Raw genomic sequence first — 15,124 nt, forward strand, 5'->3', positions numbered from 1 at the left:
CGAAGCCCCGCCTGCGCATACAGGCGGGGCTTTTTCATGGGCGCTGTTTTTTACCGGTGTCTTACGGCCGAGGCGTTTGCTGGCCAAGGCAGCGCACGGCCTGCCTGTGATCATCGATCAACACGCCTGACAGACCTTTTCGCGACGTATCGAACAACACCAGTACGCCATCAACGCACTGCGCGACCTCGGCGGCTGGCGTGGCAGCGACCTTGTAATCCTCGCCGGGCACGGTTTTGAGCAGGGTGAATTCACCGAGCAACAGTGCATCCTCTGGCTTGGCGAAGTGCAGGTAGCCGTAAAACCACAGACAGCCCACTGTGCCGATGACCGCACCAACAGCGCTGAGGATCATGCCGTTGAGGTTACGATCGCGGCTCATTGCGCTGGCGGTGTTGCGGGGGTCGGGTAATTGGGCACTTCCGCAAGGCGACGCAGACCGTTGAAATGCGTCGGATCGTCCATATAGCGCAGCATCACCTGACGCCAGAGAGGGTCTGCGAACGTCTGCACGTGTTCACCACGGGTCAATTGCAATACGCGCGGCGGAGGCGCGGCCTTGTACAGCTCGATGCCGTTGGCGAGCGGCACCAGCGTGTCGTCCATGCTATGAAAGATCAGCATCGGCGTGCCGGCCAGTCGTGGCAGGCCGTTGACCGCGCTGTCGGCTTCCGGGATCAGCCAGGACAAGGGCGTTTTCAATGGCCAGGTCAGCCACGATTTGCTCAGCGAGTTTCGCGCGACGCTGCGGTAGCTGGCCGGCACACTGTCCAGCACCAGCGCCTTGAGACGCGAACGCTCTTGCGGGTGTTCGGAAAGATAATGCACCGCCAGCGCCCCGCCAATGCTTTGCCCCAGGACCACAAGCGGTTTGCCTTGCACCTGCGGTGCAGTGTTCAACCAGTCGAAAGCGGCCTGAACATCCTCATAGACCGCCGGCAGGCTCGGCTCGCCCTGCGACTCGCCATAGCCACGGTAATCCAGCATCAACACCTGATAACCCTGCTCGGGCAGCCACCAGACGCCGCCAAGATGCCAGGACAGGTTGCCACCGTTGCCGTGCAGATGCAGCACCGTACCCTTGACCGGCACGCCTTCTTTGGCGGGCAACCACCAGCCGTGCAGGCGCGTACCGTCGGCAGCCGTGAGGTTCACGTCCTGATACTGCAGGCGCGCCTTGTCGGGCGTGAACGGAACCCCTTGCTCGGGGTAGAACAACATCGAACTGCAGCCGGTGAGCGCAAGGACCAGGGTGAAGATGCCAAGCAGTTTCAAATGAGGGTTCCTTGTTGTTTTCATCGCCACATCAATGCCGTGCTGGCGCGAGACTCAGATTCTCGTTCCCATGTTCCGCGAGCATTGGCCGATAGGCATAATCATGAGCTTTCGGAGAATGTACCTCTCCTTCGCGAACAAGTTCGCTCCTACGGCCTTCGGCCAGAGTCAAAAACAGGCTGGCGTACAGCGAAGATCGCTGCCTACAAAATATTCGAGTAGTCCGCTTCGATGCGGTCCAGGCTCAGGTGGTTGAGGAAGTTGGAGAAGCACATCCAAGCCGACAAGGCGTTCATGTCACGGAACTGCTCGGGCAGGTACTTGGGTGCAACCACCAGCCCTTCGTCCACCAGTTGACGCAGGGTACGCATATCTTCCAGGGTGGTCTTGCCGCAGAACAGCAGCGGCACCTGTTCGAGCTTGCCCTTGCGCACGGCGAGCTGAATGTAGTTGTAGACCATGATGAAGCCCTTCAGGTAGGACAGGTCCTTGGTGAACGGCAGGCCGTTGGGCACCGAGCCGCGGAAAACGCGACTGGCGTTGCCGTAGCTCTCGGACATGCCGAAGCCCTGCTCGCGATAGAACTCGAACACCTGGAGAAAATCAGCGCCCTGCTCGGCCATGTGAATGGCCCGCGTGCGATTGGTCAGCTTGCGCAGGCGGCTGGGATAGGATGCAAAGGCGATGACTTCCATGAGAATCGCCAGGCCTTCCTGCGTCACCGTCGAGGATGGCGGGCCTTTGGACAGGAAGGTACAGATCGGCTGGTTTTGCCCGTTCAGTGTGGTGCCCACGTGCACCAGCCCTTCGTGAACTTCCAGCGCGCGCACATCGCGTTCGTTGAACATCGCGTCGGTGCGGATCTTGATGTAGTCGGCACCGGCAGCCGCATCGGCGACGATCCCGTCGGATTCGAAAACCCGGATGGTCTCCTCGGCCTCACCGAACACGCGGTTCAAACGCGATTGCAGCAGCGAAACGGCGTCCTTGGCGGTGAGCGTTTTCGGCTCGTCCTTCAGGTCGCCGCGCCCGGCAATGTTGTTCAGGTAATCAGAGAGCATCAAGCCAAGATCGGCCAGCGTCGGATCACCCGCATGAAAAGCGTCGGATGCCGCGCCATACAGTTCCTGAGAAATCAGCCCGAAGTCGGACGTGCCGCGTGCCTCAAGCATACGCACCACCATGCGGTACTCACGGCACATGCGGCGCATGATCTGCCCAACCGGGTTGAACTGCCCCAGTTGACGCGTGACGTCGCGCTCGATGTTCTGGAACTCTTGCTTCAAGGCCGAAGAGTCGAAACCCAGCGGACGGTTTTCGTAATAGGCGCGGTCCACGGCAGGCAGCGCCTTGCCCTTCGCGGCCAGAAACTCCTTGCGGACGTTCTCATCCCATTTAACTGCATCCAGAATGCGAATCGGCGTCTGTGCAACGACGATCCGATCCGATAAAGCACGAATAGTCTGTTGATACTCGTCCACCGGTACTCCTTGGCTGGCTGTCACGCTACTGCTTGGCGGCGCGGAACAACACACCACCGCTGGTAAATATCGAAACTGGCAGGATCGTCAAACCGTCTGAACAGCCGATCCGGGGCACTCGCGCAGCAGTATAGTCACCCTCGAAGCGGCTGCGGGGTGCCCAGGACCAGACGCATCTGCCGGGTCAGGATACAGAGCATTTCTTCGTCCGCCTGACGCTGCGGTCCGTGAAGCAGGCCTTGATACTCAATGCGCCGGATAAGCCCCGTCAACACCTGAGCATCCTGATAGGGATGCAGGGAACCGATTACCTGGAAGAACTGACAACTGCCCTGCAGCAAAATTTCCTGATGGGCCATGACCAATGGCGTCAGGCGCGGGTTGATCAGTGCTTCATGGTAGAACGCCTGCTCGGCAATCAGATAGTCACGCCGGGTCAGCAACTGATGACGGATATGCTCCATCACCATACGCGCAATGTCGTCCGCCAGACGAAAACGGTCGGTCGGACTCCCGGAGCTGCGGTTCATCATCTCGCGCAGAATGCCTTCGGTGTTCTGCCACAGCCGCGCCAGATAATCAGCGCTGCGCTGTACATACTGGGCGAAGGCATCGGTCAACAGATCATCGATGTCCTTGAAGTAATAGGTGGTTGCCGACAGCGGCACACTGGCCTCGGCGGCCACTGCGCGATGGCGCACGGCACGCACGCCGTCACGCACCACGATACGCATGGCGGCATCGAGAATGACCTGCCTGCGTTGCTCACTGCCCTCACGCGCAGCCTTGCGGCCCTGATACTTGACACTTTTGGCCACCGCGCTGGCTACTCCGGCGGCCCCTTCTCTGGCAATCGTCACGACAGCTTCCTTATAAGTCGCTCTGAAATGAGTCGATCTGAAAAACACTTAAAAAAAAGCCGCCCATTGAAGGCGGCTGTTTTCCACTGGTTACGCTTGCGGGCGCATGTGCGGGAAGAGGATCACATCGCGAATCGACGGCGAGTCGGTGAGCAACATCACCAACCGGTCGATACCGATCCCCTCGCCTGCCGTCGGCGGCATGCCGTACTCCAGCGCACGGACGAAGTCGGCGTCGTAGTGCATGGCTTCGTCGTCACCGGCATCCTTGTCGGCCACCTGAGCCTGGAAGCGTTCGGCCTGATCTTCGGCGTCGTTGAGCTCGGAGTAGGCATTGGCGATTTCGCGACCGCCGATGAACAGCTCGAAACGGTCGGTGACGTTCGGATTTTCATCGTTGCGACGCGCCAGCGGCGACACTTCAAACGGGTACTGGGTGATGAAGTGCGGCTGTTCCAGCTTGTGCTCGACCAGCTCTTCGAAAATCATCACCTGCAATTTGCCCAGGCCTTCGAAGCCCAGCACCTTGGCACCGGCCTTTTTCGCAATGGCGCGCGCCTTGTCGATGTCCTGCAGGTCGGCAGCGGTCAACTCAGGGTTGTACTTGAGGATCGAGTCGAACACCGACAGGCGCACGAACGGTTCGCCGAAGTGGAACACCTTGTCGCCATAAGGCACGTCGGTGCTGCCCAGAACCAGTTGCGCCAGTTCGCGGAACAGTTCCTCGGTGAGGTCCATGTTGTCTTCGTAATCGGCGTAGGCCTGGTAGAACTCGAGCATGGTGAACTCGGGGTTGTGCCGGGTCGAAACACCTTCGTTACGGAAGTTGCGATTGATCTCGAAGACCTTCTCGAAACCACCGACCACCAGACGCTTGAGGTACAGCTCCGGGGCGATACGCAGGAACATTTCCATGTCCAGCGCGTTGTGGTGGGTTTCGAACGGCTTGGCCGCCGCGCCGCCCGGAATGGTCTGCAGCATCGGCGTTTCGACTTCGAGGAAGTCGCGCTTCATCAGGAAGCTGCGGATGTGAGCGATGACCTGCGAACGCACGCGGAAGGTCTCACGCACTTCCTCGTTGACGATCAGGTCGACGTAGCGCTGACGGTAGCGCTGTTCGGTGTCGGTCAGGCCGTGGTGCTTGTCGGGCAGCGGACGCAAGGACTTGGTCAGCAGGCGAACGCTGGTCATCTCGACGTACAGGTCGCCCTTGCCGGAGCGTGCCAGGGTACCTTCGGCGGCGATAATGTCGCCCAGGTCCCAGGTTTTCACCTCGGCCAGGGTTTCTTCGGGCAGGGTCTTGCGGTTGACATAGACCTGGATGCGCCCGGTCATGTCCTGGATCACCATGAACGAGCCACGGTTGAGCATGATGCGACCGGCAACCTTGACCGGAATCGCTGCCGCTGCCAGTTCTTCCTTGGTCTTGTCGACGTACTGTTTCTGCAGGTCATTGCAGTAGCTGTCGCGGCGGAAGTCATTGGGGAAGGCCTGACCCTTGGCACGGCCTGCAGCAAGCTTTTCCTTGCGCAAGGCGATCAGGGTGTTTTCTTCCTGTTGCAGGGCTTGCGGGTCGAGTTGTTGGTCGCTCATGTCTTTAAATATTCCATCACAGGTTCGCCCTCGCCTGGCGACGAGGGACTTGAGGTGTCGGCTGACGGTTTACAGCCCTTGCTTGAGGCTCGCGATCAGGTATTCGTCGATATCGCCATCAAGCACCTTGTCGCAGTCGCTGCGTTCGATGTTGGTCCGCAGGTCCTTGATACGCGAGGCGTCCAGTACGTAGGAGCGAATCTGGTGACCCCAGCCGATATCGGACTTGGTGTCTTCGAGCGCCTGGGACGCCGCGTTGCGCTTCTGCACTTCCTGCTCATACAAACGGGCCCGCAGCATTTTCATGGCGGTGTCCTTGTTCGCATGCTGGGAACGCTCGTTCTGGCAACTGACCACGGTATTGGTCGGAACGTGGGTGATACGCACCGCCGAGTCAGTGGTGTTTACGTGCTGACCACCGGCACCGGAGGAGCGGTAGGTGTCGATGCGCAGGTCCGCCGGGTTGATGTCGATTTCGATGTTGTCATCGATTTCCGGCGAAACGAACACGGCCGAGAACGAGGTGTGGCGACGGTTGCCGGAGTCGAACGGGCTCTTGCGCACCAGACGATGAACGCCGATCTCGGTACGCAGCCAGCCGAAGGCGTACTCGCCCTTGATGTGCACGGTAGCGCCCTTGATACCGGCGACTTCACCGGCGGACAGTTCCATGATGGTGGCGTCGAAACCGCGCTTGTCGGCCCAGCGCAGGTACATGCGCAGCAGGATGTTCGCCCAGTCCTGCGCTTCGGTACCGCCGGAGCCGGCCTGGATGTCCAGGTAGGCGTTGTTGGGGTCCATGTCGCCGCTGAACATGCGACGGAATTCGAGCTTTTCCAGCGATTCGCGCAGGCGCTCGACTTCGGCAGCGACGTCATCGACGGCAGCCTGGTCTTCTTCTTCGGCAGACATCAGCAACAGGTCTTTGGCATCGGCCAGACCCGAGGACATTTCGTCCAGGGTTTCGACGATCTGCGCCAGCAGGGAGCGCTCGCGCCCCAGTTCCTGAGCGTAGGCCGGGTTGTTCCAGACGTTTGGATCTTCGAGCTCGCGGTTCACTTCGGTCAGACGATCATGTTTGTGATCGTAGTCAAAGATACCCCCGAATGGTTTCGGAGCGCTCGGACAAATCCTTGATGCTGTTTAGGATCGGGTTGATTTCCATGGTAGGCAGCACTCGCAGGCGAAATTTTCAAAGCCGACGAGTATACCCCAGGCAAGGCCACGAAAGCAGCCCGTCGGGCAGGCGTTGTGAGGCCTATTTTACCGGTCGCAGCCGGCGTCAGCCGGCGTCAGCCCGCTGCGACCTGATTGCGACCGTTGTTCTTGGCCTGATAAAGCCCCTTGTCGGCATCCAGAATCAGCTGACGGCTGGGCATTCCGAGCTGTGGCGTCATGGTCGCCACACCGATACTCACGGTCAGGCTGGAGCCCGGCGCTGGCGCAATGTGCGGAATATTCATGCTTGAAACGCTCTGGCGCAGTTTTTCAGCCAGCAGACGCGCCCCGCCCGGTGAGGTGTTGGGCAGGACCATGGCGAACTCCTCGCCGCCGTAGCGAGCCGGCAAGTCCGACGGGCGACTGCAACTGTTACGAATGGCCTTGGCGACCTGACGCAGGGCCTCGTCGCCCTCCAGATGCCCGAAGTTATCGTTGTAGGGCTTGAAGTAGTCGACATCGATCATCAGCAACGACAACTGGGACTGCTCGCGAATTGCCCGGCGCCACTCCAGTTCCAGGTACTCGTCGAAGTGACGACGATTAGACAGGCCCGTGAGGCCATCGGAATTCATCAGGCGCTGCAGCACCAGATTGGTGTCGAGCAGTTGCTGCTGGCTGACGCGCAGCGCGCGGTAGGCTTCATCGCGCTGCAGCAGGGTCATGTACGAGCGCGAGTGATAGCGAATGCGCGCCACCAGCTCGATGTTGTCCGGCAGCTTGACCAGATAGTCGTTGGCCCCGGCCGTGAACGCCGCGCTCTTGATCAGCGGGTCTTCCTTGGTGGACAGCACGATGATCGGGATATCGCGTGTCAGCGGGTTGCTGCGGTACTCGCGAACCAGCGTCAGCCCGTCGAGGCCCGGCATCACCAGGTCCTGCAGAATCACCGTCGGCTTGATCTGCACGGCCTGGGCAATCGCCTGATGCGGGTCGGCACAAAAATGAAAGTCGATAGACTCATGGCCGGCCAGGCCGCGCCGTACGGCTTCACCAATCATGGCCTGATCATCCACCAGAAGCACCATTGCGCTGTTTTCATCCGGTGTCTTGAGCTCATCCGTTTGCAGGTCATTCATGATCTTTCTCCTGATCGCCGACTGCCGCTGGGTTCAGCAGAGCAGTCATTGAGTAAATACCTCGATCAAGCGAGGTGCTATGGCGGGCAACGGACGGATTTCCACGGCAGCATCGATGGCTGCGGCGGCCTTGGGCATGCCATACACAGCAGAACTGGCCTGATCCTGAGCGATGGTCAGAAACCCCCGCTCACGCATGGCCTTGAGTCCCTGTGCACCGTCGCGCCCCATCCCGGTCAGCAGAACGCCGATCGCCTCGCCACTCCAATAACGGGTTACGCTCTCGAAAAACACATCAATCGAGGGCCTGTAAACTTCATTCACCGGCTCCGCCGTGTACGCCAGCGTGCCGTCCTTGAGCAAGCGGATATGATGATTGGTGCCTGCCAGCAACACCACACCCGGCTGTGGCGTTTCGCCTTCCCTTGCCAGACGTACCGGCAGGCCGGAGGCGGAACTCAACCAGTCGGCCATACCGGCGGCGAAGACCTGATCGACGTGCTGCACAAGGACGATCGCTGCAGGAAAGCTCACCGGAAGCGCCTTGAGCAGAATCTCCAGCGCGGCAGGCCCGCCTGCCGAGGAGCCGATCGCCACGAGCCGATCACGTCTCGAGGGCGCGGCGCGCGGTGTAGCCGCGACCCGTTCGAGGCCGACACGCTGGCCGATCAGCCAGTCGATATTGAGGATCTTGCGCAGCAGGGGCGCCGCCGCCTCTTTTGGATTGGGACCACCAATGGCCGGCGTGTCCACCACATCCAGCGCGCCGTGCCCCATCGCTTCGAACACGCGGCGCATGTTCTGCTCGTGGTCGACGGTCACGATGACGATGGCGCAGGGTGTTTCGGCCATGATCCGGCGCGTGGCTTCCACGCCATCCATCACCGGCATGATCAGGTCCATCAGGATCAGGTCCGGGGTCTGCTCGACGCAACGCTGCACGGCGTCGGCACCATTGGACGCCACCCAGATGATCTGATGCGCCGGCTCGAAGGCCAGCGCACGGCGCAGGGCTTCGATGGCCATGGGCATATCGTTGACGATGGCAATCTTCATCCTTGCGCGTCTCCTATCAATTCGACGACAGCGTCGAGCAAGGCATCATCGTGGAAACTGGCCTTGGCCAGGTAATAATCGGCGCCGGCGTCCAGGCCGCGACGCCGGTCTTCTTCACGGTCCTTGTAGGACACGACCATGACCGGCAAGGACTGCAAGCGGGTATCGCGGCGCAACAGGGTCACCAGTTCGATACCGTCCATACGCGGCATGTCGATGTCGGTGATCAGCAGGTCGAAGTCCTCGGCGCGCAGGGCATTCCAGCCATCCATTCCGTCCACGGCCACCGATACTTCGTAACCGCGACTGACCAGCAGCTTGCGTTCCAGCTCGCGAACGGTCAAAGAATCATCGACGACCAGCACGCGTTTGCGTGACACCTGATCTGCCTGACGAGCGCGCCGGTCGATGCGCTCCAGACGGCCGGTATTCAGGAGTTTTTCCACCGAGCGCAGCATATCTTCGACATCGATGATCAACACCACTGAACCGTCGTCGAGCAAGGCCCCTGCCGACACGTCCTGGACCTTGCCAAGGCGCGCATCGAGCGGCATCACCACCAGCGTACGCTCGCCGATGAAGCGTTCGACGGCCACGCCATAAACCGCATCGCGCTCGCGAATCACCACGACCTTGAGCGTTTCTCCGGCCTTCTGCGCGGGTGGCCGGTTCAACAGCTGGCTGGCCGAAACCAGACCGACATGCCGCTCTTCATCCCAGAAGTGCTGACGCCCTTCCAGCTGCAGAATATCGTCAGGCTGCAGGTCGCGCATGCGCTCGATATGCGCCAGCGGAAAGGCATAGGCTTCACCGCCCACTTCCACGACCAGGCTGCGTACCACTGAAAGCGTCAGCGGCATTTCTATCCTGAAGCGACTGCCCTCGCCTGCCCATTGCTGCAGCTCGACGCTGCCGTGCATCTGGCGAACCATATGCTGCACGGCATCGAGACCGACACCACGGCCGGAAATCTGCGTGACCTTGTCGCGCATGCTGAAGCCCGGCAGGAACAGAAAACTCAGCAGTTCCTCCTCGCTCAACTGCGCAGCGGTCTCGGCGGGCGAGAGCTTGCGGTCGATGATGCTCTGGCGCACACGTTCAAGGTCCACGCCGCCACCGTCATCGCTCAACTCGACGACCAGCAAGCCGGCCTGATGCGAGGCCTGCAGACGAATCAGACCTTCAGGGTCCTTGCCGGACGCCACGCGCTTCTCGGGCGATTCGATGCCGTGGTCCACGGCGTTGCGCAGCAGGTGAGTCAATGGCGCATCGAGCTTTTCCAGCACATCGCGATCCACCTGCGTCTTCTCGCCTTCGATCTGCAAGCGGACCTGTTTGCCCAGTTCACGCCCCAGGTCGCGAACCATGCGCGCCTGGCCGTTCAGCACATCGGCGAAAGGTCGCATCCGGCAGGCCAGTGCCGTGTCGTATAACAACTGCGCACGTTGCGCCGACTGCCAGCCGAATTCATCCAGCTCGGCAGTGTGCCGGACCAACACCTGCTGCGCCTGGGACAAGAGGCTACGCGCGTCTTCCAGGGCTTTTTGCACATCAGCCGAAGGACCTTCCTCGCCGAAGCTGGCGCCCAGCACTTCAAGCGCACGATCACTGCTGCTTTGCAGACGCTTGAGCCGCTGCATACCGGCCAGCAGCGGCTTGAGTCGCTGAGTCTCGACCAGCGATTTGCTGGACATGTCCAGCAGCCCGTTGAGGCGCTCGGCGGTGACTCGCAACACGCGCTCGCCACCTTCGGCCACACGCCGTTCACGCAATGGCGTGAACGGTGCTTCAGGTTCCGCAGCCGGCATGGCGGCTGGATTGGCGGACGCAGGCAAGTCTGCGGCCAAGGGCTCGGGCACAGACTCCGGCACAACTGCCGCGCTGGGCGTCTCGAACTGCAGCATCGCGCTGGCGAGTAAAGCGTCCGAGGCCGGGTCCGGCAGTGGCGTACTGACCGTTCGCGCCGCGCCAGCACCGGAAGCCAGCAACGTATTGAGCCTTTCGACATAACTGTCGATATCAGGCTGACCAACGCTGTCGCCGCCAGGCGTGGCGATACGCATCAACAGGTCGGTCCCCGACAGCAGCGCATCGATATGCTCGGCCTGAAGCAGCAGACGCCCTTCCTGCGCGCTGACCAGACAATCTTCCATCACATGCGCGACGCTCACGCCGAAATCGACGCCGACAATCCGCGCTGCGCCCTTGAGCGAATGAGCGGCACGCATGCAGGCTTCCAGCTGATCCGCCTGGGTCGGGTTACGTTCGAGTGCCAGCAGGCCGGCACTCAGTACCTGGGTCTGCGCATCGGCTTCCAGCGTGAACAGTTCGAACAGCGAGGCGTCACGCATTTGATCTGGCGTCATGTGAGGCTCCGATACACCGCCGACAACAACTCATCTTCATCCAGCCAGCGCAGGCTGCGGCCCTTCCATTGCAGGACGCCACGAGTGAAACGGGCATTGGCGTGTGTGCCGGATGCCGAAGCGGCTTCCAGCTCCCGCTCGTCGATGGCATGAATGCCGTCCACCTCGTCGACCGGGACCACCACCGGGCCGCCTTCGACACTCACGATCAGCATGCGCGGTACCACCCGCGTCGACGGGTTACTCACCGCGGTACTGTCCAAGCCGAGCAGCTCGACCAGCGAGATGCACGCTACCAGAGCGCCGCGTACATTGGCGACACCCAGCAACGCACGCGAGCGCTGGTGTGGCAGTGAATGGATGGTCTGGCTGGGGGCGACTTCCGAGAGGCAGCGCGACGCCAGCCCCAGCCACTCTTCGCCAAGACGAAATACCAGAATCGAGCGGGTCTCGAGGTCGCGCAGCAACACCGAGCCCTGAAAATGCTCGGGCGACTCCTGGGCCAGCGAATAGCGGTCCAGCAGGCGGGTAGCGGCGGCCGAATAAACCGCACAGTTGCGGCAGTGGATGTGCTCTGCGAGCAACGGGCAGGAGCGATCGCCATGAATGCCGATGCGGTTCCAGCAATCATCGATATCCAGGGCCTGATCATGGGTCAGACTGGAAAAACCGGACACGCCCGCCATCAGTGGTTTCCTTGTTTATTCGCGCCACGCGCAGCGCGGTCCTGCAAGCGGCGCGCGCCGGCAGTGTCACCCTGCGCAGCCAGCAATGCCGCCAGTTGGGCCAGCGATTCGGAGTGCTGCGGTTGCAGATACAGCGCCTTGCGATAGAAGCCCTGCGCCTGTGGCACACGGCCCTCCACTTCGCTGAGCAGACCCAGCCAGTAAAACACTTGCGCGACCGGCTCATGCTGCTGCAGGTAACGCTCGCATTCAGCCCGCGCCTCGGCACTTTTGCCTTCATTGGCCAGCCCCGCAATCCTGTCGAGCACTGCCGATACCTCGGTGTTACCCGCCGCAGCGACGGGTTTTGCAATGGGCGCGAATGTCGCAGAGGGGCGCGGCGCAGGCCGTGGCGCGACAACTCTGGCAGGGGCATCGACGACCGGACGGGACGCAACGGGTGCAGGGACCTGCCGAGGCGTCGGAGCCGGCACCGGCGCATCGACAGGTGCGTGCCGGAAGGCGAACGACTGGGCGATCCCCGTCGAGCGCATGCCGATACCGGCCAGCAGGTTGCCCTCCGCCGGGCCGATGAACAGCAGGCCATCTTCGCGGGTCAGTTGTTTGAGCACCTTGAAAACATGTTGCTGGGTCTGCCGATCGAAATAGATCACCAGATTGCGGCAGAAGACGATGTCATAGGCCGCTTGCGAAACGAGTTTGGGGTCGAGCAGATTACCCGGCTGAAAACTTACACAGGCGCGAACACTGTCAGCGATTTCAAAGCCGTCAGCGACCGGATTGAAATAGCGCTCGCGATAACCGATGTCGCTGCCACGGAACGAATTTTTGCCATAAACACCGTGTTCGGCCTTAGCAATCGAAACAGGACTGATATCGATGGCATCGACCTTGAATTGCCTGGCGTCGACCCCGGCGTCGAATAACGCCATGGCGATGGAATACGGTTCCTCACCGGTCGAGCACGGCAGGCTGAGAATGCGCAAGGGGCGCGCACCGGCAAGACTGGCGATTCGCTCACGGGCCAGCATGCCCAGCGTGACAAACGATTCGGGATAACGAAAAAACGAGGTCTCGGGAACGATCACCGCTTCGATCAGCGCCTGCTGCTCCTGCGGTGAGGAGACCAGAAGATGCCAGTAGGCATCACTGTCAGCGCAGTGGGCGGCCGTTGCGCGCTGACGCAAGGCGCGCTCGATGATCGCCTCGCCGACGGAGGTCACATCCAGGCCGATACGCTCCTTGAGGAAGCTGAAGAAGCGCGAATCATCCACCTTCATTGCGCGTCCTCAAGCAGTTCGAGGTCAATCGGCGGCACCGGGTACAACAACTCGCGCACCGGCTCGCTCAACAGCTCGTGAACATGAATCCACTGCAACAGGCCCTGCTCATCCTCACGCACCGGCCCCAGATAAGGCGACAGGCGATTGTCCAGCCCATAGGCCTTGAACTGCGCAACAGGGCAGCGCAGCGTCTCGGTCGCCTGTTCCAGAATCAGTCCGAGCAACTGCGCCGGGTGCGCGTCGTCGTAGCGATAATGCACCAGCACCATGCGCGTACTGGTACGCGAGCGCGCCGGCTCGCCGGAGTTCAGCGCACTGATGTCAATCACCGGGACGATCTCGCCGCGATGGGCAAAGATTCCCGCCACCCAGTGAGGTGCCTGGGCAATGGTCTTGAGCTTCACCCGCGGCAGGATTTCAGCGATCTCGGTCGCGTCCAGTGCATAGCGGTCTTCGCCTATGCAAAACAGCAGAAAGAGCTTGCTGGCGGTCAGTGGCGTGCCATTGCGCCTCGGCGAGTGATCGCTCATTGATCGTTCAGACCTTGAAACGCGAAACGCCACTGCGCAGCCCGACCGCGACCTGACTCAACTCGTCGATGGCGAAACTGGCTTGACGCAGTGATTCGACGGTCTGGCTGCTGGCATCCGCCAGTTGCACCAGCGCCTGGTTGATCTGTTCGGCGCCGGTGGCCTGAGCCTGCATGCCTTCGTTGACCATCAGCACACGGGGTGCCAACGCCTGAACCTGATGGATGATCTGCGACAATTGCTCGCCGACCTGAGTGACCTCGAACATGCCGCGGCGCACCTCTTCGGAAAACTTGTCCATACCCATCACGCCAGCAGACACCGCCGACTGGATTTCCCGCACCATCTGCTCGATGTCATACGTGGCGACGGCAGTCTGGTCGGCCAGGCGACGGACCTCGGTGGCCACCACTGCAAACCCGCGACCGTATTCACCGGCCTTTTCGGCCTCGATGGCGGCATTGAGCGACAGCAGGTTGGTCTGGTCGGCGACCTTGACGATGGTGACGACGACCTGATTGATGTTGCCGGCCTTCTCGTTGAGGATCGCCAGCTTGGCGTTGACCAGATTGGCAGCGCCCATCACCTGATGCATGGTGTCTTCCATGCGTGCCAGGCCCTGCTGGCCGGAACCGGCGAGCACCGAAGCCTGGTCTGCCGCCGAAGTGACTTCGGTCATGGTCCGCACCAGGTCCCGCGAAGTGGCGGCGATTTCCCGCGACGTCGCGCCGATCTCGGTGGTGGTTGCCGCGGTCTCGGTGGCGGTAGCCTGCTGCTGGCGGGACGTTGCAGCGATCTCGGTGACCGAGGTCGTGACCTGTACCGAAGAGCGCTGCGCCTGCGCTACCAGCGCGGTGAGCTCGGAGACCATGTCGTTGAAGCCGGTCTCGACCGCATTGAACTCGTCCTTGCGCGACAGGTTCAGCCGGGTACTCAGATCGCCCTTGCGCATGACGTCCAGAATACTCACGATCATCTGCATCGGAGAGGTGATCGAGCGCATCAGCAGCAGCCCGCAGGCCGCCGCCGCCATGACCGCGATCAGCAGAGAGAGCACCATGCTGATCTTGGCACCCAGCACAGCGTTGACGATATTGGTGGTGGACTGGTCAGCCAGTTGCTTGTTGGCAACGATCAGGTCTCTGAGCTGCAGACGGCCCTCGCTCCAGACCGGATTGAGCTCGTTGTAAAACTCATCGCGAGCGCCCGCATAATCACCGCGTTCGTACTTGGCGTGAACGTCGGCAAGCATGCGCGAATAGACCTCGCGGCGCTTTTCGAACACCGCGAAGCTGGCCCTGTCCGTGTCATCGAAGATGGATTTCTTGTAGCCGTCCATCTGCGACTGAAGGGCGTCTTCAAACCCCTTGAACTGATCCTTTTCCTGCTTGGTCAGCGGCCGCCCCTGCCCTTCGGCAATCAGCTCCAGCGTGCGGATGTAACTCTCGCCCCAGGCACTGCGCACCAGGGTGCTGTAGTAGACGCCGGGCAACGCATCGAGACGCACATCTTCCTCGCTGGACTCGATGGACAACAACCGTGAATAAGATACAACGACCATCAGTAGCATGATTGCGATGATGACGGCGAAACTCGCCAGAATCCGTTGGCGCAAGGTCCAGTTCTTCACAGTCAGCCCTCAAGAGTTCAACGACGGCGTCGGGCCGTGTTCAAGAAGCGGACCGACGGACGGCCCA

At 61.2% G+C, this 15,124-nt stretch carries 13 protein-coding genes; all 13 read right to left on the minus strand.

Annotation, left to right across the window (positions count from 1 at the left end; translation table 11 throughout):
• Positions 1–61: 61 nt before the first annotated feature.
• The 13 genes from QRN50_RS07520 to QRN50_RS07580 all read right to left on the minus strand — a co-directional run bounded on the left by QRN50_RS07520 (position 62) and on the right by QRN50_RS07580 (position 15,057).
• Positions 62–382: a PA3694 family proteiin gene (locus QRN50_RS07520; protein WP_024641454.1), complete on the minus strand. Its 321-nt coding sequence runs from the start codon at positions 380–382 to the stop codon at positions 62–64.
• A complete protein-coding gene (locus tag QRN50_RS07525) occupies positions 379–1,275 on the minus strand; it encodes an alpha/beta hydrolase (protein ID WP_096126442.1) in 897 nt (298 codons plus the stop codon). The genes QRN50_RS07520 and QRN50_RS07525 overlap by 4 nt, the downstream gene beginning before the upstream one ends.
• Positions 1,276–1,478: 203 nt before the next feature.
• Positions 1,479–2,756: a flavohemoglobin expression-modulating QEGLA motif protein gene (locus tag QRN50_RS07530; protein ID WP_003433414.1), complete on the minus strand. Its 1,278-nt coding sequence runs from the start codon at positions 2,754–2,756 to the stop codon at positions 1,479–1,481.
• A gap of 134 nt (positions 2,757–2,890) precedes the next feature.
• The gene (locus QRN50_RS07535; protein WP_032607412.1) at positions 2,891–3,616 is read right to left on the minus strand and encodes a TetR/AcrR family transcriptional regulator; all 726 of its coding nucleotides are present in this window, start codon (positions 3,614–3,616) and stop codon (positions 2,891–2,893) included.
• A gap of 90 nt (positions 3,617–3,706) precedes the next feature.
• Entirely contained in the window at positions 3,707–5,209 is a 1,503-nt protein-coding gene (gene lysS / locus QRN50_RS07540; RefSeq protein WP_024641278.1) for a lysine--tRNA ligase, read from the minus strand.
• Between the two features lie 69 nt (positions 5,210–5,278).
• Positions 5,279–6,374, minus strand: a protein-coding gene (prfB, locus tag QRN50_RS07545) for a peptide chain release factor 2 (RefSeq protein ID WP_096102164.1) whose coding sequence is annotated in 2 segments (ribosomal slippage) — positions 5,279–6,301 and positions 6,303–6,374 — 1,095 coding nt in all. Because the reading frame shifts where the segments join, the coding sequence is not laid out codon by codon here.
• Positions 6,375–6,501: 127 nt separating this feature from the next.
• Positions 6,502–7,506, minus strand: a complete 1,005-nt coding sequence (locus QRN50_RS07550) for a response regulator (protein WP_024641279.1) — start codon at positions 7,504–7,506, stop codon at positions 6,502–6,504.
• A gap of 45 nt (positions 7,507–7,551) precedes the next feature.
• Positions 7,552–8,562, minus strand: a complete 1,011-nt coding sequence (locus tag QRN50_RS07555; protein ID WP_011266950.1) for a chemotaxis response regulator protein-glutamate methylesterase — start codon at positions 8,560–8,562, stop codon at positions 7,552–7,554.
• Positions 8,559–10,928: a hybrid sensor histidine kinase/response regulator gene (locus QRN50_RS07560; RefSeq protein ID WP_096126443.1), complete on the minus strand. Its 2,370-nt coding sequence runs from the start codon at positions 10,926–10,928 to the stop codon at positions 8,559–8,561. The genes QRN50_RS07555 and QRN50_RS07560 overlap by 4 nt, the downstream gene beginning before the upstream one ends.
• The gene (locus QRN50_RS07565) at positions 10,925–11,614 is read right to left on the minus strand and encodes a chemotaxis protein CheW (protein WP_004406331.1); all 690 of its coding nucleotides are present in this window, start codon (positions 11,612–11,614) and stop codon (positions 10,925–10,927) included. The genes QRN50_RS07560 and QRN50_RS07565 overlap by 4 nt, the downstream gene beginning before the upstream one ends.
• Positions 11,614–12,894: a CheR family methyltransferase gene (locus tag QRN50_RS07570; RefSeq protein ID WP_024639881.1), complete on the minus strand. Its 1,281-nt coding sequence runs from the start codon at positions 12,892–12,894 to the stop codon at positions 11,614–11,616. Before QRN50_RS07570 ends, QRN50_RS07565 begins: the two co-directional genes overlap by 1 nt.
• Positions 12,891–13,427 carry a chemotaxis protein CheW gene (locus QRN50_RS07575; protein WP_096126444.1) on the minus strand — a complete coding sequence of 179 codons (537 nt, stop codon included), beginning with the start codon at positions 13,425–13,427 and terminating at the stop codon, positions 12,891–12,893. The genes QRN50_RS07570 and QRN50_RS07575 overlap by 4 nt, the downstream gene beginning before the upstream one ends.
• Positions 13,428–13,434: 7 nt before the next feature.
• Entirely contained in the window at positions 13,435–15,057 is a 1,623-nt protein-coding gene (locus QRN50_RS07580; protein ID WP_003409235.1) for a methyl-accepting chemotaxis protein, read from the minus strand.
• Positions 15,058–15,124 lie beyond the last annotated feature (67 nt).

The organism is Pseudomonas sp. MEJ108 (assembly GCF_030208985.1).
Lineage (GTDB): Bacteria > Pseudomonadota > Gammaproteobacteria > Pseudomonadales > Pseudomonadaceae > Aquipseudomonas > Aquipseudomonas fragariae.